We start from the raw sequence: 17,407 nt of genomic DNA, 5'->3' as shown, positions 1-17,407 counted from the left end.
GGGAAGACATGGAAGGCCGCAGTTTCATCGGCGTCGGTCTGGCGTTGGGCATCGCCATCGGCACGGCCATCGGCATCGCCATGGGCAACCTGGCGATCGGCATCGGCCTGGGCGTCGGCATCGGCTTGGCGCTGGGGATTGCGATGGACAGCCGCGGCGGCGCACACCGCAAAAACGACGGTTCGGACAGCGGCGGGGTCTACGGTTCGGACGGCGGTCGCAAGGACGCCGATGGCGGCTCCGACGACGGCGGTGGAGATGGCGGCGGCGGGGACTGAGGCTGGCGCTCGCGGTCGTAGACGTGGAACTCACACCCGTCCTGGCGGACCAGCACGGCCAGATCGATATCGCCGCCCGGCCACACGCTGAACAGGGGCGCGCCCTCGTGCAGGCCGACATGCCGGAGATAACGGTTCACGGCGGCCCCGGGCGACCAGGTCCCGTCGCTGCGCGTATAGCGCACGCCGTCACGGACGATGGGGGCGCCGGACTGATACCAGTCCAGGCCGGCGGCTTCCGGCCTGTCCTCCAGCCGGGGCGGGACCCATTTCCCGTCCAGGTTCGCTTCAAGGCGTCCGTCCGGGCCGGTGTGGGACAGGACGACCTCGACGGCGCCCGTCGCGGGGTCGGACAGGCAGATCAGACCGTGGGGGGAGGCCGCGGTCTGGAGAAGGAGGGCGGCTATCAGGCTGATCGACATGCCTGCAGTGAGCCACGGCCGCGACGGCATGTCGATGGCGGTTCTGCCATCAGGACCGGACGAGTCGTTCCACCACCGCGCGCGCGGCCCGCTCCGTTTCGGCCAGGGGCGAATAGGTCCAGCTTTCCAGCCTCCCGTCGAACGGCCGCGCGGCCCCGCGTTCGCGCAGGTCGGCGTGCAGGCGCGCGAATTTGTCGGCCGGCTTCAGCGGGATCATGGGCAGGATGTGGACCGGCTTGCCGGTCGAGGCCGCCTCGGCCGCCATATTGGCGCTGTCCTCGGTCACCAGCACATGGTCGGCGAAGTTGAGGAAGGCGAAATAGGGATTGGCGCCCGCGCCGTCCCAGATCAGGCCCGGCAGGTGCGCCAGCCGGGCGGTCATCGCCGCCTTGGCCGCCTCGGGCGTGCGCCGCGAGAAGGTCAGCATCAGCGATCCGCCCGCCGCCTCGACGGCCCCGGCGATACGGTCCGCGAGGTCGGCCGCGCGAGCCTCGGTCAGGTCGAAGGCTTTCGAACGCCCCCCGATCAGCGCCGCGACGCGGGGACGGGGCAGGGGTCCCAGCCGGTCTGCAAAAACGGCCGCCCCCTCGGCCAGCCGTTCGGGCGTGACCCGGTGCGGCGATCCGCTGATCGACAGCACATTCCGGCCCTCGACCCGGTCGTGGGCGGGGGCGACGATCAGGTCATAGGCGGCGTTGCGCCAGCGGGGATCCTGGGTCTGGACCACGAAGGTCCGCCCCCCCGATGCGGCCCGGACGCGGGCGGACATCGGCAGGGTGGCGCGGCCGGTGGCGATCCACAGGTCGGGCCAGGCCTCCCCGGCGGCGGGCTCGGTGGAATCGGACGACAGGTCCAGCATCCAGGACGTCTTCAGGGCGGAGGGCAGTTTGTCGAAGAGCGGGCGCCAGCGGATGCGTTTGACCGTGATCACGGACGGCGAAAGGCGCTGGACGGCTTCCGCCAGACCCAGCGCCTGATTTTCGATGCCGGCCCGGCCGTCGGAGACGACCCAGACGGAAAGCGGAGGCTGGTCGGCCCCTACTTCCACTCGACCTTGAGGATTTCGTAGGCCTTGACGCCGCCGGGGGTGTTCACCTCGACCACGTCGCCGACCTCCTTGGAGATCAGCGAGCGGGCGATGGGCGAGGCGACGGAGACCTTCCCCGCCTTCACATCGGCTTCGTGTTCGCCGACGATCTGGTAGCGGCTCTCTTCCTCGGTGTCCTCGTCCACCACGGTGACCGTGGCGCCGAACATGACCTGGTTGCCGTTCAGCTTGGAGACATCGATGACCTGGGCGCGGCTGATCCGGTCCTCGATCTCGGCGATCTGGCCCTCGATCCAGCCCTGTCGCTCCTTGGCGGCGTGATACTCGGCGTTTTCGGACAGGTCGCCGTGCTCGCGCGCTTCCGAGATGGCCGAGATTACGCTCGGCCGTTCCACGGACTTCAATTGCTTCAGCTGATCGTCGAGGACACGGTAGCCCTCGGCCGTCATCGGCACTTTTTCCATATGTCGTGAGTTTCTGAGCTATCGCCCGACTAGAGGTTGGTGACGCCAAAGGTCGCTGGGCGCTCGCGACCGGCCCAAGAGGGTAGGGCGCCCAGCCCCAAGGTTCAAGGGGCAAGGCGTTTCGACGGAGTGGCGTTATGTGGCGGCCTTACGCCGCCGCTCGCGGATTTGCTGGATGCTGCCCCACAATTTGACGCGGCCGACGAGGCTCCAGGCCAGCCAGGCGACGGCAGCCAGGCCCACCGCCATGAACAGGGTGGACACCAGAACGACGCCCGCGGCCATGAAGGCCAGGGTGAAGGCGACGGCGGCGGCAAGGGCGGCTATGACTTGAATGGTTCTCGGGCGCATGGGGCCATTAACGTTCCATTCAGGGCCGGGTTGCGGCCCCGCCCGGATTTGGACCCGGTCGCGCGCGGCCTGTGGCGCCGAAACCATCGTCAGGCGTAGCTGTACGGCCCGCCCCGTTCGAGGGCCCGCTGATACGCCGGCCGCGCGTGGATGGTCTCGAGGAAGGCCTTCAGCCGAGGCTTGTCGGCGCCGTAGCCGACCCGCGATCCAGCCGCCTCGACCGGAAAACTCATCATGATGTCCGCGGCCGAGAAGGCGTCGCCGGCGAACCAGGCCGAGCGGGTCAGTTCCGCCTCCCAGTATGCGGTGTGGGCCGTCAGCTGCGGGTCGATCATGTTTGCGTTCATGGCCTTGCTGATCCCCTTGGCCACGCCGCGCGCCAGAAAGGGGACGCGGTCGGGGAGGACGGTGAAGATCAGTTTCAGCAGCAGCGGGGTCATGGCCGATCCCTCGGCATAATGCAGCCAGTAGGTGAACCGCCGCGCCGCCTCTGTGCCGGCCGCAGGCCGAAGGCCGGACGCCGGATGGGTCTCGAGCAGATATTCGATGATGGCGCCCGTCTCGGCCAGGCGCGCGTCGCCATCGTCGAGCACCGGAGACTTGCCGAGCGGATGGATGGCCCTGAGTTCGGGCGGGGCCAGCCTGGTCCTGGCGTCGCGCTGGTACCGTTTCACCTCATAGGGCGCGCCCAGCTCCTCCAGCAGCCACAGCACGCGCTGGGACCGGGAATCGTTGAGGTGGTGGACGGTGATCATGGCGACGGCTCCGCTTGGCGACGCCAGTTAGCGGGGTTGACGCAGCGTCGGTCCAGCGGATTCAGACGCGCCGGCCGCTCCAGCGGCGGCGGGGGTGGGCGCGGGCCTGCGCCCGGCCCGGGTGTTTCGCGGCCTGCCGCTGCTCCCACAGCTGAAAGGCCAGGGTGGCCAGCGCCAGCTTTCCGGCGTGGCGGCCGGCCAGCCGCCGTCCGCCCTTGCTGAGCAACAGGCCGCCGATCAGGGTCGCAAGTCTGGGAATGGGCATGACGCTCTCCGGTCCAGGGATGAAACGGCCGGCGCCGGGAACGGTTCAGCCTGTCTCAGCCTTTCGGCATCAGCGCCCGGGCCGACACCACCATGGCCTCCACCCCGGTCGTGACCGAGGGCCGGGGGTCGATGCGGAACAGGGGCGAGTGGTGGCCGGGCGCGGCCGCCACCTGATCGGCCGGCGTGCCGCCGACGCTGAAATAGACCCCCTTCACCCCGCTCTCGGGCGTGACGAAATAGGCGAAATCCTCGGCCCCCATGCCGGTGCGCGGCATATCCACGAGGCGATCGGCGCCCATGGCTCCCCCGATGGCGGCCCGGACGCGGGCGGCGGTGGCGGCGTCGTTGATGGTCGGCGGCGTGCTTTCCGTGGAACGCACCACGGTGGGCAGCCGGTCCTCGGGCACGCCCAGAGCCAGGGCCGTGCCGCGCGAAACACGGTCGATGCCGTCCAGCAGGGCGGTGCGCGTCTCCGGATTGTCGGCACGGACCGTCAGCTGCATGTCCACGCGGTCGGAGATGATGTTGTGCTTGATGCCGCCGTGAATGGCGCCGACGGTGACGATGGCCCCCTCCAGCGGATTGATGCTGCGGCTGGGCAGGGTTTGCAGGTTCATGACGATGGCCGAGGCGACCACGATCGGGTCGACGCCCTTGTGCGGATAGGCGCCGTGGGTGCCGACGCCATGGACCGCGATGTCGATGCTGTCGGAACTGGAGGAGGTGATGCCCAGGGGCACGTCGACCAGACCGCTCGCCATATCCGCCGAGACGTGGAAGGCCAGGGCGTAGTCGGGCTTGGGAAAGCGGGAATAGAGGCCGTCCTGCACCATGGCCCGGGCGCCGAAGATGCGCTCCTCGGCCGGCTGGGCGATCAGGACGAGCGTGCCGGACCAGTCCGCGCGCCGCGCCATCATCTGGCGGGCCGTGCCGATCAGGGCGGTGATGTGCACGTCGTGGCCGCAGGCGTGCATGACCGGCTTCTCGACGCCGTCGCTGTCGGTCTGGCGGACGGTCGAGGCGTTGGCCAGACCCGACTGTTCTCTCAGCGGCAGGCCGTCCATGTCGGCGCGGATCATGACCGTGGGGCCATCGCCGTTGCGCAGCACCGCGACCACGCCGGTGCCGCCGACGCCGGTGGTGACGTCATAGCCGAGGGCGGTCAGCTGGGCGGCCATGATCCCGGAGGTGCGGACCTCCATGCCCGACAGCTCGGGATTGCGGTGGAAGTCGTCGAACAGGGCGCCGAGGTTGGCGTCATAATCGCGGGCGACGGCCAGCCGCAGCTCAGGGTCGTTCGAGCCCTGCTGGGCATGGGCCGGACCGAAGGCCAGCAGGGCCAGCGCGGCCGTGGTCGCAAGAAGTCGCATCATTTCCCCCGTCATGAACGACCCAAGCCTGACCTCTCGACCCCGGCTTGGCAACGCAAAAGGCGGCTCAGCGGGCCGGAACGCGGACCGTCCGGCTGAGGGGCGAAATCCCGCTCGGCGAAAAGGCCTCGACCGCGAACCAGTAGTCGACGCCGGCGTTCAGCGCCCGCACCTCGATCGCGTCGCCCATGTCGCGCAGGTCGTCGGAATAGACCTGGTAGGTCAGGAACAGCCGGTCGGGCGCCATGCCCCAGCGGATGTTGTAGCCGAGGGCGTTGGAGACAGGCGTGATCGAGACCGTGGCGTTGCGCTGGTCCCCGGCGCGCTCGACGCGCAGTTCGGGCCGGGCCGGGGCCAGGCCGTCCGCCATGCCGAAGACGCGCAGGTCCGATATGGCCAAGTTGGCGGCGGCGACCTCGCCGTGCTCGTAGCGGACGTAACGGGCGAGTGCGGGCCGCTCGCCCTCGACATAGGCGTTGGGCCGGTCCCGGTCGGAGTCGGACAGGTCCGCGAACACCGCCCAGTCCGCGCCGTCGCGCGAGGTCAGGATCCGGAACCGGGTGCGGATGTCGGGCCGCTCGGCGTAGATGCCGGCCTGATAGTCCGCATAGTTGACCTGCACCGCATGGACCGTCTTCAGCCCGCCGAGGTCCAGCGTCAGCGTCTGGCCGGGCTCGTTGCGGTCGGCGACCCAGAAGGTGCGCGGGTTCTCGTCCGTGGCGCGGTCGGCGGAGAATTCACCCCGCGTGGACGAGGCCACGGCTTCGGCCTTGTAGGACAGCGGGAACCAGCCGGTGAACAGGCTGTCCGGATCGTCGATCTTCGCCGTGGGCATGCGCTGCGGATAGTCGCCGAAGCGGCTGGAGAAATGCATCTGGCCGTCCGGGGTGAAGCCGCCCGGGAACATCGCGATGCGCCGCTCGAAGGTCCAGTTGTGGCCGATCCACGGCGTGCCCGTGTTCCACCAGTTGCCGTGCCGGTCCTGGAAGGTCGAGCCGTGGCCCGCCCCCTCAACGAAGCCTCCGGGCTTGTAGCTGACCGGGTTGTACGGGGCGTATTCGAACGGGCCCAGCGGGCTGGAAGCCACATAGGTCCCGTTGGCGTAGGCGTTGTATTCGGTGCCGGGCGCCCCGTACTGCAGATAGTAGCGGCCGCCGTGTTTGGTCATCCAGGCGCCTTCCATGAAGGGCTTGATCGCCGTGCCGTCGGGCAGGCCGCCTGAATGGTCCTGGCCGAACCGCTCCCAGCCGTGCCGGTCGGGGTGCAGGACATGCAGCCGCGTCGGCTCGCCGATGAACCGCACCGGCGGGGTCGGATCGATCTCGGACCCGTACAGCGGATAGACGTTGGACGAGCCCCAGTAGAGGTACCATTTGCCGTCCCCGCCTTCGCTGGGACCGTCGATGAACAGGCCGGGGTCCCACGGGCCCGGCGGCAGCTTCTCCGGCGGCAGGCCCGCGTCGCCGTACGATCCCTCCTCGTTCTGGCTGACCGCACCGGGAACGGGGGGCAGGACGCGGGTGTGCACATCCCAGCGGCCGGTTTCCGGGTGCTCGCTGGACATCATGGCGCGCGACTCGAAGCCCGACGGCATCAGATAGAGCCGCTCGCCGTCCGACACGGCCGCCGGCGCGACGACGCGGTCGTAGGGCCAGGTGTCCGGACGGACGTAGGTCCAGTCGAGCAGGTTCTCGCTCGTCCAGTAGCCCTCGGCCAGGGTCTGGAACAACACGTAGCGGTCCCTGTGCAGGATGATGACCGGGTCGGCGCCGGTGCGGTAGCTGATCCCGCGGTGGGTCTGCTCGAAATTATACTTGTAGTCGACGTCGACCGGATTGGCCCAGGTCCGCGGGCGCGCCTCCTGCGCGGCGGCGGGCGCGGCGATCAGCAGGATGGCGAAGGCGATCAGGCGGCGCATGGCCGCACGCTAGCACGGCCCGCGGACGGTTGAGTTCACGAGCCGTTTCGCCCACACCCGGCGCATGACCACGCCCGAGCCCCGCCTGACCTCGCTGGCCCACGGAGGCGGCTGCGGCTGCAAGCTGGCCCCGGCGGTGCTGCAGGACATCCTGAAGGGCGTGCCGCAGGCGGCGGCCTTCGCGAACCTGATGGTGGGAACCGAGACCAGCGACGACGCGGCGGTCTGGCGGCTGAATGACAGCCAGGCGCTGGTGGCGACCACGGACTTCTTCATGCCGGTGGTCGACGACCCGTTCGACTTCGGTCGCATCGCCGCGACCAACGCCCTGTCGGACGTCTACGCCATGGGCGCGACGCCGATCTTCGCCCTGGCCCTGGTCGGCATGCCGGTGAATGTGCTGTCGACCGAAACCATTGGCCGCATCCTTCAGGGCGGCGCGGCGGTCTGCGCCGCGGCGGGCATACCGGTCGCTGGCGGCCATTCGATCGACAGCGTCGAACCGATCTACGGTCTGGTGGCGCTCGGCCTGGTGCATCCCGATGAGGTGCTGACCAACCGCGGCGCGCGGTCCGGTGACGTCCTGATCCTGACCAAGCCGCTGGGCGTCGGCGTGCTGAGCGCCGCCTTCAAACAGGGGCGGCTGGACGAAGCGGGCTACGCCGCCCTGATCGCCTCGACCACGAAGCTGAACACCCTCGGCGCGCGGCTGGCCGGGCGGGCGGGCGTTCATGCGGTGACGGACGTGACCGGCTTCGGCCTGCTGGGCCATGCGCTGGAGATGGCGCGGGGGGCGGGGCTGACCGTCGAACTGACCTCGCAGCCGCCGCTGCTGGACGCGGTCGAGGCGCTGGCGGCGGCCAGCGTCCGCACCGGCGCATCGGGCCGCAATCTGGACAGCTACGGCGCCTCGGTCGATCTGCCCGCCGGCCTGCCGGACTGGCGCCGCGACCTGCTGGCCGATCCCCAGACCTCGGGCGGCCTGCTGATCGCGGTCGCCGCCGATGAGGCCGGGGCCCTGCTCGATCTCGCCCGCGCCGGAGGCTTCGACCGGGCCGCCGTCGTGGGGCGCGTCACGGGCGGCCCGGCCCGGGTGCGCGTCGTCGCATGATCCGCCGCACCGTCGATCTGTCGCCCGGCGCGCGCGACGCCTTCGACGCCATCATCGATGTGCGCAGCCCGTCCGAGTTCGCGCTCGACCACATCCCCGGCGCCGTCAACCTGCCGGTGCTGGACGACGCCCAGCGGGCCGCGGTCGGAACCGAATACGTCCAGGGCTCCAAATTCCTCGCCCGGCGCAGCGGCGCCGCCCTGGTCGCCCGCAATATCGCGGCGCATCTGGAGGGCGCGCTTGCGGTCCATGGCGGAAGCTTCAAGCCCCTGGTCTATTGCTGGCGCGGCGGCCAGCGGTCCGGGGCCATGGTCACGGTCATGGACCAGGTCGGCTGGCCCGTCACGGTGCTGGACGGCGGCTACCAGACCTGGCGGCGGCAGGTGAAGGCGGCCCTGTACGACCGGCCGCTGGCGCATCGGCCAGTGCTGCTGGACGGGCCGACCGGCTCGGGCAAGACGGCGCTGCTGCACCTCCTGGCCCGGCGCGGCGTCCAGGTCCTCGATCTGGAGGCCCTCGCCGCCCACCGCGGCTCGCTGTTCGGGGCCATGCCCGGCGGCCAGCCGTCGCAGAAGGCGTTCGAGACCCGTCTGCACGACGCCCTGTCCCGTCTCGAGCCCGCCCGCCCCGTGCTGGTCGAGGCCGAGAGCAGCAAGATCGGCGCGCGGATCATTCCGCCTTCGCTCTGGGCCGCCATGTCCGCCGCCCCGGCCCTTCTGATCGACTCACCCGCAGCGGTCCGGGCCGCGCGCACCGTGCGCGACTATGCCGACATCGCCGCCGACCCGGCGGCGCTGGACGCGGCCCTGACCCGCCTGCCGCGGCATATCGGCAAGGAGACGGTCTCCGGCTGGCGCGCGCTGGCCGCCGCCGGCGAGACCGAAGCCCTGGCCGCCGCCCTCATCGTCGACCACTACGACCCGGCCTATCGCCGCTCGGGCCGGACCGGCGACCGGGTGGTCCGGGCCGTGATCCGGATCGGCGCCCCCGACGACGAGGCGCTGGAACAGGCCGCCGATCAGGTGGCGGAGGAGATGGGCGCGATCAGCGCGGCATGATCATGTCGAGGCCGACCACGGCCGTCACCGCCACGGAGGCGACCACCCACGTCAACGCCAGCGTCTTCCATGACACGCCCAGGCGCCGGCTGCCGATGGCCAGCAATCCGAACAGGCCCAGGGTGACGATCGCCGGCAGGGTCCACGTCCCCCAGCCCAGCCATTCGCTGATCCGCGCCTCGTCGTTCGGATTGAACAGGCTGATCACCGTGGCCATGAACCGCATGAAGGCGGCCTGGAAGAGGAATATCCACGCCGCGGCGCTCGCCCGCGCCTGCACCAGCCGCAGGGCGACGAAGGCCTGGACGAGGGTGACCGCGGGGCCGGCGGCCGAAATGATCGCATGGTCGGCGGCCCCGACCGCCCCGCGCGCGCCGGCGCTGTTGAGCCCGAAATACGCCTCATGCCCCAGCAGCATCGCCGCCAGCCAGTGCCCGCCCTCGTGCAGGACGAAGGTGATGAAGCCGGCGACGAAGACCAGTCCGTAGAAGCCCGCGCCCGTGCGCATCCTTTGCATCCGCCCCTCCCGCGATATCCAGCGGCCAAGCTTGTGGGACGGCGGCGGCGGGGTCGAGTTAAGGATCGTTCACGCGATGGCGCGCGACGGATGGTCAAACCGGTCATGGGCGCCTAGCTTCGCCGGATGACCCGTTCGCGCACCGCCGCCCTGTTCTCCTCGCTCAGCCTGTGGGTGCTGATCGCCCTGATCGGCGGACTGGCCGCCGGCGCGGCCGCCCAGGCGTACGGCATTCCCGGGGGCACGGGCACGGTCGCCCTCGTCGAGGGGCTGGGCCAGCTGTGGCTCAACGCCCTGAGGATGACGATCATCCCGCTGGTCTTCAGCCTGCTGGTGACCGGCATCGCCTCCATCGCCGATGCGGCCGCGACCGGCCGGCTGGCGCTGAAGGCCATCGTCGTCTTCGCCCTGCTGCTGGTCGGGGCCACCGTCTACGGCATTCTCGCCTCCCTGGGCCTGCACGCCATCTGGCCGATCGATCCCGAGGGCGGCCGTCTGCTTCTGGCCGGCGCGGTGAGTGACGAGGCCGTGCGCCAGAACCTCGGCGGCGGCGGCTTTTCGGCCTTCCTGACCAGCCTGGCCCCCGCCAACCCGATCCGGGCGGCCGCGGACGACGCCATCCTCGGCATCGTGGTCTTCGCGGTCGTCTTCGGCTTCGCCACGACCCGCCTGTCCGCCCGCCTGCGCCAGCCGCTGACCCTCTTCTTCGAGGCGGTGTCCGAGACGATGATCGTCATCGTCCACTGGGTGCTGCGCGCCGCGCCGTTCGGGGTCTTCGCCCTGTCGCTGGGCGTGGGCCTGAGGGCCGGCCTGGGCGCCGCCGGGGTGCTGGGCCACTACATCGCCATCGTCTCCCTGGCCCTGATCGGCCTGATCCTGCTGACCTATGTCGTCGCCGTCGTCTTCGGCCGGGTGACGCTGGGCCGCTTCGCCCGCGCCGCGGCCCCGGCCCAGGTGGTGGCCTTCTCGACCCAGTCGTCGCTCGCCTGCCTGCCGGTGATGGTCGAGCGGGCGATCGACCGCCTCGGCGTCTCCACGGCGACGGCGGGTCTGGTCCTGCCGCTGGCGGTGGCGGTGTTCCGCATCACCTCGACGGTCGCCAACCTCGCGGTCTGCATCTATGTCGCGCACCTCTATGGCATCCCCCTGACCCCCGGCGTCCTGTTCGCCGGCGGCGTCGCCGCCCTGGCCATCAGCGTCGGCACGGTGGGGCTGCCGGGTCAGGTGTCCTTCTTCGCCTCCATCGCCCCGATCGCCCTGGCCATGGGTCTGCCGCTGGACGTGCTGCCGCTGCTGCTGGCGGTCGAGGTGGTGCCGGACATCTTCCGCACCGTCGGCAACGTCACCGCCGACCTGACCGCGGCGCGGATCGTCGAGGGCCGGGACGCGGCGGCGGACCCGGAGGCGGCGTCGGGGATCTAGGTCCGAAAGCAGGCGCTGCGGATGTCTGGAACGGGTGGGAAGCCGACGTTCAGAGTCGTCCGGCTTACTGACATTCCCGTCGGCGGCCGAACGGACCTGAACAACGCTACTCTTTGGGCTTTGCAGCGCCCTTCGTCGCCCGCTCCACCACGGCCTTGCCTGCGTCTGTCTGAGCCAGACCCTCCAGCATCGCTCCGAGGGCCTGGCCGCCCCTCGCGCTGAACACGTCGGTGATGCTGCTCATACCCCCGGGTACGTCGCCGCCAGTCACGATCACCTTGATGTCGGCGGCGCTCAGGGCCTGAGCCTGGGCGACCCCCACGGTCTGCCCGGCCTTGATCTGCTCCACGCGCACCAGGTAGGTCTGGTAGCCGTCGTTGCCGCCGATCTCCCTGGCGAGTTCGATCTGCGTCGAGACCGGCGCCAGAAGCAGCAGCCGCTCGGCTTCGGCGCGGCTCTGGCCCTGCGCCAGCAGTCCTTCGGCGTCGAGCTTCTGCTGCGCCAGCGTTCCCTGCGCGACCAGCTCCAGCCGTTGCCGTTCGGCCTCGGCGCCGATGACCTGCTGTTGGCGCTGTCCCTCGGCCCGGATGATCGTGACCTCGCGCTCCTGCGCGGCCTGGACTTCCGCGACCCCCTTGGCGATGTCGGCGGCGCGCGTATCGGCGACCAGCTTCACATCCATCTCACGTTCGGTGGTGTCCTTCTGGGCGACCAGAACTTCCTGCTCGGCGACCTGCTTGGCGATGCCGACCTGCTTTTCCTGCTCGGCCGTCCGCATTCCGACCTGCTGCAGGGCGTCCTGCTGGTTCACCTCGACGATGCGTTCGGCCTCGATTTCCTTGGTCCGGGCCATTTGACTGTTCATCGCCACGGCCTCCCGGCTCTCGCGGTCGATGCGGGATTTTTCCTTCGCCATGATGTTGGCGATGACCTGCGAATTGGCGCTGTCGCGGATGTCCATGAACTCGATGTTCTTGACCGTCTCGACGCCCCACGCCTGAAGCTGGCTGTCCACCTGGGCGGTGAAGGCCTCGGCCAGGGTGGATCGGGCTTCGAGGATGTCCTCGAGCTTGTGGGTGGCCAGCACGTTCCGGACGGCGCCCTGAAGGATGCCGGACAGCTGGTGTTGCAACTCGTCGAAATTGGCGACCTTTTCCGCCGCCGTGTCCGACTTGGCGATCCGCATGAAGGCCTGCACGTCCACGCGGAACGGAAGGCGCCCGGTGTCGTAGGCTTCGTAGTCTTTCAGGTTCACGTCAAAGATGGAGACCGGGAATTTGGTCACCAGCACGCCGATCCTGGGCAGGAAGGCCGGCCACTCGTAGTAGACGTTTCCGGCTTCCTGACTGGCGCCGTAGCTGACGCGGGACCGCCCGCGCTGGACGATGTGCACTTCGTTGGTCGGGACCACCCGGCGCAGAACAAGCGCGATCAGGAATCCAATGGCGAAGACGCCGAGCGCTACGCCGCCGGCGATGAAATACATGGTCATGTGGTCCCCCGATATTCGCCGGACTATGTCCATAAAGCCCGGGCGGAGCAACTATCGCGGGAGGCTGCGCGCCCGCCGGGTCGGCGGCGGGCGGTGGCGGCGGCAGGCGCCCAGGGCGGACATCGCGAATGGCCGGTGGGGTTGGGAGCGGACAGTCGCTCAAGGGTCGAAAGCAGTCGATCGTGCCGGGTGGGATGCACAGGTATGTGTGATGGGCATCGGCCCCGCCTTCGACTACGGCCCGTCCCGGATCAGATCCCTCCGCGCCCGGCCTTGTCCTCACCGCCGACGCCCGCGCTCCGCCATCGAGGCCGCCATGCCCGTCTCCGTCCAGCGCCGCTCCAGCGCCTCGGCGGCGCGCATCAGGGCGGCGGCCTCGGCCGCCTGTCCCTGGCCCAGCAGCCATGCGGCGCGGCGCATGGCGCGCTCCACGGCGACCTCGGGATCGACATAGGGCGGCTCGCCCGTCTCGCCCGTCACCGACAGCGCCGCCAGGATCGTCGGCGCCGCCGCGCAAGGGCTTCAGGTCCAGCTGTCGGGCGATGCGGTTGCGCGTCCAGCCCTCGGCCATGGCGCGGCGTCTCAGATTGGACAGGCCGACGTCGAAACGCCGCGCCACGGACGGGGCCGACTCCCTGGCGACATAGGTCGCCCGGACCCGGATCCAGGTCTCCGGCCCCCGATATTTGCGCAGGCGGTGGTGTTCCATCCGGCCACCATGGCGCCGGCCTGCGTCAAAATCGGTCGCAGGCGCTCCGGCGTCTTGCGTGTCGAGGATGTTGCGGCGCCGGTCCCGCAAGGGTCCCGGGTCGGTCGCCGCCATCCCGCCCTGGTGTCGTGGCCATCCCGTCCGTTTGTCGCGACTTTCGAGCCGTGTTGTCGCGAAAAAGGCTGGTCGAACTGTCCGGGACCGCGGCGTGTTTCCGCGGCCCGAACTGGTCGAAATCGTCACCAGCTGGTCAGCCGTGCGCATAGTCCTGGATCGGCCGCACATCCAGTTCCCCGGCCTTGATCGCACCGATCGCCTGCGCGGCCGCCAAGGCCCCCGCCGTCGTGGTGTAGTAGGGGATCTTCATCATCAGCGCCGTCCGGCGCAGGCTGAAACTGTCCAGCAGCGCCTGCTTGCCCTCGGTGGTGTTGAAGACCAGCTGGACGTCGCCGTTCTTCATCGCATCGACGATGTTCGGCCGGCCCTCCAGCACCTTCTTCACATGGCCGACGGGCAGTCCCTGCTCGGTCAGATACGTATGCGTCCCGCCAGTGGCGACGATGGAGAAGCCCTCGGCCAGCAGGGTCTTCACCGCCTCGACGATGAAGGGCTTGTCGCCGTCCTTGACCGAGACGAAGGCGCATCCCGCGACGGGCAGGGTGGTGCCACCGCCGATCTGGCTCTTGGCGAAGGCGCGGGCGAAGGCGGGGGCCATGTCGGCCTCGCCGTCGCGTTTCCAGTCCAGACCCATGACCTCGCCGGTCGAGCGCATCTCGGGGCCCAGGATGGTGTCGACCCCGGCGAAGCGGGCGAAGGGGAAGACCGCTTCCTTGACCGCGATATGGTCGTAGGGCCTGTCCTTCAGGCCGAAGGATTTCAGCGGCACGCCGGCCATGACCTTGGCGGCGATGGCGGCGATCGGCTGGCCGATGGTCTTGGCCACGAAGGGCGCCGTGCGGCTGGCGCGCGGATTCACCTCCAGCACGAAGATGCGCGGCTTGTCGCTGTGCGGCTCCTCGATGGCGAACTGGACGTTCATCAGGCCGCGCACCTTCAGGGCCCGGGCCATGGCCTCGGTCTGGCGCTTCAGCTCGGCGACGATCTCCGGCGAAAGCGAGAAGGGCGGCATGGAGCAGGCGCTGTCGCCCGAATGGACGCCGGCCTCCTCGATATGCTCCAGCACCCCGGCGACGAAGACCGTCTCGTCGTCGCACAGGGCGTCGACGTCCACCTCGGTGGCGCGGTTCAGATAGTGGTCGATCAGCACCGGATCGTCGCCCGACACCCGCATGGCCTCGCCGACGTATCGGTCCAGCTGTTCACGGTCGTGGACGATGACCATGCCGCGCCCGCCCAGCACGTATGAGGGCCGCAGGACGACGGGATAGCCGACCTCGTCCGCCTTTTGCGCGGCCTCCTCGGCGCTGCGCGCCAGGCCGTTGGGCGGCTGCATCAGGCCGATGTCGTGCAGCATGACCTGGAACCGCTCGCGGTCCTCGGCCAGGTCGATGGAGTCGACGCTGGTGCCCAGGATCGGCACGCCGTCCTCCTGCAGCGCATGGGCCAGCTTCAGCGGCGTCTGGCCGCCGAACTGGACGACGACGCCGATCAGGTCGCCCTTCGAGCGCTCGACGTCGATCAGCTCCAGCACGTCCTCGGCCGTCAGCGGCTCGAAATACAGCCGGTCGGAGGTGTCGTAGTCGGTCGAGACGGTCTCGGGGTTGCAGTTGACCATGATCGACTCGACGCCGATGTCGGCGAAGGCGAAGGCCGCGTGGCAGCAGCAGTAATCGAACTCGATCCCTTGCCCGATCCGGTTCGGCCCGCCGCCGAGGATGATCGCCTTTTTTCTGTCGGTTGGATTGGACTCGCACTGCGGAACCTGGCCCAGGGCGCCGGTCTCATAGGTCGAATACATATAGGCCGTGGCCGAGGCGAACTCGGCGGCGCAGGTGTCGATGCGCTTGAAGACAGGGCGGACGTTCAGCGACCGGCGCAGGTCGCGAACCTGGCGTTCGGTCGTGCCGGTAAGCTGCGCCAGCCGGGCGTCCGAGAAACCCTTGGCCTTCAAACGGCGGAACTCGCGGCGATACCCCTCCACCACTTCGTGGTCCTCCTCCCCACTGAGTGGGGAGGAGACGGGACGGCCCACCGTCTCCTCCCCGCTTTGCGGGGAGGAGGACCCCGAAGGGGTGGAGGGGTCCCGGCCGGGCAATCCCTTCACCCGGATATGCCCCTCTTCCCGCACGATGTCGGCGATCTGCCTCAGGAACCACGGCTCGTACGAGCAGGCGGCGTTGACCTCCTCGACCGACAGCCCGTGCCGGAACGCCTGGGCGATCACCAGAATCCGGTCCGGCGTCGGCATCCCCAGCGCCCGCACCACGGCCGCGCGGGCCGAGGCCTCGTCCTCGACGTCGACGACGCCGTCGATCTCGATCTCGTTGAAACCGGTCAGGCCGGTCTCGAGGCCGCGCAGGGCCTTCTGCATCGACTCCTGGAAGGTCCGGCCGATGGCCATGACCTCCCCGACCGACTTCATCGAGGTCGACAGGGTCGCCTCGGCGCCGGGGTATTTCTCGAAGGCGAAGCGCGGGATTTTGGTGACGACGTAGTCGATGCTCGGTTCGAACGAGGCGGGCGTGACCATGGTGATGTCGTTGGTCAGCTCATCCAGCGTGTAGCCGACGGCCAGACGCGCCGCGACCTTGGCGATCGGGAAGCCGGTGGCCTTGGAGGCCAGGGCCGAGGACCGCGACACCCGCGGGTTCATCTCGATCACGACCATGCGGCCGTCGGCGGGATTGATCGCCCATTGCACGTTCGATCCGCCGGTCTCGACGCCGATCTCGCGCAGCACGTTGATCGAGCCCGTGCGCATCCGCTGGTACTCTTTATCGGTCAGCGTCAGGGCGGGGGCGACGGTGATGGAGTCGCCGGTGTGCACCCCCATCGGGTCGATGTTCTCGATGGAGCAGATGATGATGCAGTTGTCCGCCTTGTCGCGGACGACCTCCATCTCATACTCCTTCCAGCCCAGGACGCTTTCCTCGACCAGCACCTCGGTGGTCGGCGACAGGTCCAGACCGCGCTCCACGATCTCGCGGTATTCCTCGACGTTGTAGGCGATGCCGCCGCCGGTGCCGGCGAGGGTGAACGACGGGCGGACGATGGCGGGCAGGCCGACGAACTCCAGCGCGGCGTCGGCCTCGTCGATGTGGTGGATGGCCTTCGACCGCGGGCTTTCCAGACCCAGCTTGTCCATGGCGTCGCGGAATTTCTGCCGGTCCTCGGCCTTGTCGATGACGTCGGCCCTGGCCCCGATCATCTCCACGCCCCATTTCTTCAGAGCGCCCGAGGCGTCGAGAGCCAGCGCCGTGTTCAGCGCCGTCTGGCCGCCCATGGTCGGCAGCAGGGCGTCGGGCCGCTCCCTGGCGATGATGCGCTCGACGAACTCCGGCGTGATCGGCTCGATATAGGTGGCGTCGGCCACCTCCGGGTCGGTCATGATGGTGGCGGGATTGGAATTGACCAGGATGACCCTATATCCCTCGGCCTTCAGCGCCTTGCACGCCTGGACGCCGGAATAGTCGAACTCGCACGCCTGTCCGATCACGATCGGCCCCGCGCCGATAATGAGGATCGACTGGATATCGGTGCGCTTGGGCATGAGCTACTCAGTTCGTCACGACCGCGCACTCCCAGCCGTCGTAGTCCAGCTGGAAGGCCGCGGCCCAGGATTGCATCATGGCCGAGACGGGGACGAAGGACGCCTCGTCCACGGCCATTGTCGTCTCGAGGATGGTGGCGTCGTCCTGCCCCCGGGTCAGGAAGCCGGCGCGCCGCGCGACCTCGTTCAGGTCGTCGTGGTCCCCTTCGCCATAGAAGTAAAACAGCGTGTGCCGCGGCGTGATCCCGCTGTCGCCATGCGCCGCCAGCGACGCGCGCACCATCGCGTCGCGTTCCTCGTGGGGGACGGCGGAGTCTGACACGGGGCGGGCTCCTTGCGCGCGCGGCCTCAGGCGGCGGCAGGGCGCCGGCGCAGGTCGGTCGGGTTGTCGGTCAAGCGGCCCGTCTAAAGATGCCGACCGCAACGGACAAGGCGAAATGCGCCGGCGGGCGTCCAGGTCCGTTACCGGGGAATTGCGGCGGACAGACGCGAAACAGGAGAGATCGCTGTTATGTAATGCTGTAACTGCAACACCTTGAGCAAAATGCGGCGCAA

General features: G+C 69.4%; 17 protein-coding genes. 4 read left to right on the top strand and 13 right to left on the bottom strand.

Going from position 1 to position 17,407, the window contains the following annotated elements:
- The first annotated feature begins 8 nt into the window (after positions 1 to 8).
- Entirely contained in the window at positions 9 to 278 is a 270-nt protein-coding gene (locus VN378_RS05280) for a hypothetical protein (protein WP_325741665.1), read from the top strand.
- On the opposite strand, the gene VN378_RS05275 is transcribed toward VN378_RS05280, so the two are convergent.
- From VN378_RS05275 to VN378_RS05240, 8 genes are all read right to left on the bottom strand, one after another.
- Positions 200 to 700, bottom strand: a complete 501-nt coding sequence (locus VN378_RS05275; protein ID WP_325741663.1) for a hypothetical protein — start codon at positions 698 to 700, stop codon at positions 200 to 202. The genes VN378_RS05280 and VN378_RS05275 overlap by 79 nt on opposite strands.
- Before the next feature lie 49 nt (positions 701 to 749).
- Complete coding sequence (locus VN378_RS05270; protein WP_325741661.1) at positions 750 to 1,748, bottom strand: mitochondrial fission ELM1 family protein; 999 nt, start codon at positions 1,746 to 1,748, stop codon at positions 750 to 752.
- Positions 1,739 to 2,212, bottom strand: a complete 474-nt coding sequence (greA, locus tag VN378_RS05265; protein ID WP_325741659.1) for a transcription elongation factor GreA — start codon at positions 2,210 to 2,212, stop codon at positions 1,739 to 1,741. The genes VN378_RS05270 and greA overlap by 10 nt, the downstream gene beginning before the upstream one ends.
- Before the next feature lie 135 nt (positions 2,213 to 2,347).
- Positions 2,348 to 2,563, bottom strand: a complete 216-nt coding sequence (locus VN378_RS05260; protein WP_325741657.1) for a hypothetical protein — start codon at positions 2,561 to 2,563, stop codon at positions 2,348 to 2,350.
- An 89-nt stretch (positions 2,564 to 2,652) separates the two neighbouring features.
- Complete coding sequence (locus tag VN378_RS05255; protein WP_325741656.1) at positions 2,653 to 3,318, bottom strand: glutathione S-transferase; 666 nt, start codon at positions 3,316 to 3,318, stop codon at positions 2,653 to 2,655.
- Positions 3,319 to 3,379: 61 nt separating this feature from the next.
- Entirely contained in the window at positions 3,380 to 3,583 is a 204-nt protein-coding gene (locus tag VN378_RS05250) for a cysteine protease (protein ID WP_325741654.1), read from the bottom strand.
- A 55-nt stretch (positions 3,584 to 3,638) separates the two neighbouring features.
- Positions 3,639 to 4,958, bottom strand: coding sequence for an amidohydrolase (locus VN378_RS05245; protein WP_325741652.1), 1,320 nt, complete (start codon positions 4,956 to 4,958; stop codon positions 3,639 to 3,641).
- Positions 4,959 to 5,022: 64 nt separating this feature from the next.
- Positions 5,023 to 6,873 (bottom strand): family 43 glycosylhydrolase, encoded by a 1,851-nt coding sequence (locus tag VN378_RS05240; RefSeq protein ID WP_325741650.1) that lies wholly within the window; start codon positions 6,871 to 6,873, stop codon positions 5,023 to 5,025.
- A 64-nt stretch (positions 6,874 to 6,937) separates the two neighbouring features.
- Between VN378_RS05240 and selD the strand changes: the two genes are divergently transcribed.
- The gene (gene selD / locus VN378_RS05235) at positions 6,938 to 7,984 is read left to right on the top strand and encodes a selenide, water dikinase SelD (protein WP_325741648.1); all 1,047 of its coding nucleotides are present in this window, start codon (positions 6,938 to 6,940) and stop codon (positions 7,982 to 7,984) included.
- Positions 7,981 to 9,042 carry a tRNA 2-selenouridine(34) synthase MnmH gene (gene mnmH / locus VN378_RS05230; protein WP_325741646.1) on the top strand — a complete coding sequence of 354 codons (1,062 nt, stop codon included), beginning with the start codon at positions 7,981 to 7,983 and terminating at the stop codon, positions 9,040 to 9,042. The genes selD and mnmH overlap by 4 nt, the downstream gene beginning before the upstream one ends.
- On the opposite strand, the gene VN378_RS05225 is transcribed toward mnmH, so the two are convergent.
- Positions 9,029 to 9,550 carry a hypothetical protein gene (locus VN378_RS05225; RefSeq protein WP_325741644.1) on the bottom strand — a complete coding sequence of 174 codons (522 nt, stop codon included), beginning with the start codon at positions 9,548 to 9,550 and terminating at the stop codon, positions 9,029 to 9,031. The genes mnmH and VN378_RS05225 overlap by 14 nt on opposite strands.
- Before the next feature lie 135 nt (positions 9,551 to 9,685).
- Here VN378_RS05225 and VN378_RS05220 point away from each other — a divergent pair, with 135 nt between their 5' ends.
- The gene (locus VN378_RS05220; protein WP_325741642.1) at positions 9,686 to 10,981 is read left to right on the top strand and encodes a dicarboxylate/amino acid:cation symporter; all 1,296 of its coding nucleotides are present in this window, start codon (positions 9,686 to 9,688) and stop codon (positions 10,979 to 10,981) included.
- Between the two features lie 106 nt (positions 10,982 to 11,087).
- Here VN378_RS05220 and VN378_RS05215 read toward each other — a convergent pair whose 3' ends face one another.
- From VN378_RS05215 to VN378_RS05200, 4 genes are all read right to left on the bottom strand, one after another.
- A complete protein-coding gene (locus VN378_RS05215) occupies positions 11,088 to 12,473 on the bottom strand; it encodes an SPFH domain-containing protein (protein WP_325741640.1) in 1,386 nt (461 codons plus the stop codon).
- 279 nt (positions 12,474 to 12,752) lie between these two features.
- Complete coding sequence (locus VN378_RS05210) at positions 12,753 to 12,953, bottom strand: hypothetical protein (RefSeq protein ID WP_325741639.1); 201 nt, start codon at positions 12,951 to 12,953, stop codon at positions 12,753 to 12,755.
- A gap of 479 nt (positions 12,954 to 13,432) precedes the next feature.
- On the bottom strand, positions 13,433 to 16,852 hold the full coding sequence (gene carB / locus VN378_RS05205) for a carbamoyl-phosphate synthase large subunit (RefSeq protein ID WP_325741638.1): 3,420 nt from the start codon (positions 16,850 to 16,852) through the stop codon (positions 13,433 to 13,435).
- 7 nt (positions 16,853 to 16,859) lie between these two features.
- Positions 16,860 to 17,174, bottom strand: a complete 315-nt coding sequence (locus tag VN378_RS05200; protein ID WP_325741636.1) for a ribonuclease E inhibitor RraB — start codon at positions 17,172 to 17,174, stop codon at positions 16,860 to 16,862.
- Between the last annotated feature and the right edge of the window lie 233 nt (positions 17,175 to 17,407).

The sequence above is a fragment of the Brevundimonas sp. genome (assembly GCF_035561115.1).
Classification (GTDB): domain Bacteria; phylum Pseudomonadota; class Alphaproteobacteria; order Caulobacterales; family Caulobacteraceae; genus Brevundimonas.
Note: the sequence above shows the minus strand (reverse complement) of the source record. Positions and strands in the feature narration are given on the sequence as shown.

Bases quoted from the DNA above. Each gene is read 5' to 3' on its own strand.
- VN378_RS05280 (WP_325741665.1), top strand. From the start codon at position 9: ATGGAAGGCCGCAGTTTCATCGGCGTCGGTCTGGCGTTGGGCATCGCC.
- VN378_RS05275 (WP_325741663.1), bottom strand. From the start codon at position 700: ATGTCGATCAGCCTGATAGCCGCCCTCCTTCTCCAGACCGCGGCCTCC.
- greA (WP_325741659.1), bottom strand. From the start codon at position 2,212: ATGGAAAAAGTGCCGATGACGGCCGAGGGCTACCGTGTCCTCGACGAT.
- VN378_RS05260 (WP_325741657.1), bottom strand. From the start codon at position 2,563: ATGCGCCCGAGAACCATTCAAGTCATAGCCGCCCTTGCCGCCGCCGTC.
- VN378_RS05255 (WP_325741656.1), bottom strand. From the start codon at position 3,318: ATGATCACCGTCCACCACCTCAACGATTCCCGGTCCCAGCGCGTGCTG.
- VN378_RS05250 (WP_325741654.1), bottom strand. From the start codon at position 3,583: ATGCCCATTCCCAGACTTGCGACCCTGATCGGCGGCCTGTTGCTCAGC.
- VN378_RS05245 (WP_325741652.1), bottom strand. From the start codon at position 4,958: ATGATGCGACTTCTTGCGACCACGGCCGCGCTGGCCCTGCTGGCCTTC.
- VN378_RS05240 (WP_325741650.1), bottom strand. From the start codon at position 6,873: ATGCGCCGCCTGATCGCCTTCGCCATCCTGCTGATCGCCGCGCCCGCC.
- selD (WP_325741648.1), top strand. From the start codon at position 6,938: ATGACCACGCCCGAGCCCCGCCTGACCTCGCTGGCCCACGGAGGCGGC.
- mnmH (WP_325741646.1), top strand. From the start codon at position 7,981: ATGATCCGCCGCACCGTCGATCTGTCGCCCGGCGCGCGCGACGCCTTC.
- VN378_RS05225 (WP_325741644.1), bottom strand. From the start codon at position 9,550: ATGCGCACGGGCGCGGGCTTCTACGGACTGGTCTTCGTCGCCGGCTTC.
- VN378_RS05220 (WP_325741642.1), top strand. From the start codon at position 9,686: ATGACCCGTTCGCGCACCGCCGCCCTGTTCTCCTCGCTCAGCCTGTGG.
- VN378_RS05215 (WP_325741640.1), bottom strand. From the start codon at position 12,473: ATGACCATGTATTTCATCGCCGGCGGCGTAGCGCTCGGCGTCTTCGCC.
- carB (WP_325741638.1), bottom strand. From the start codon at position 16,852: ATGCCCAAGCGCACCGATATCCAGTCGATCCTCATTATCGGCGCGGGG.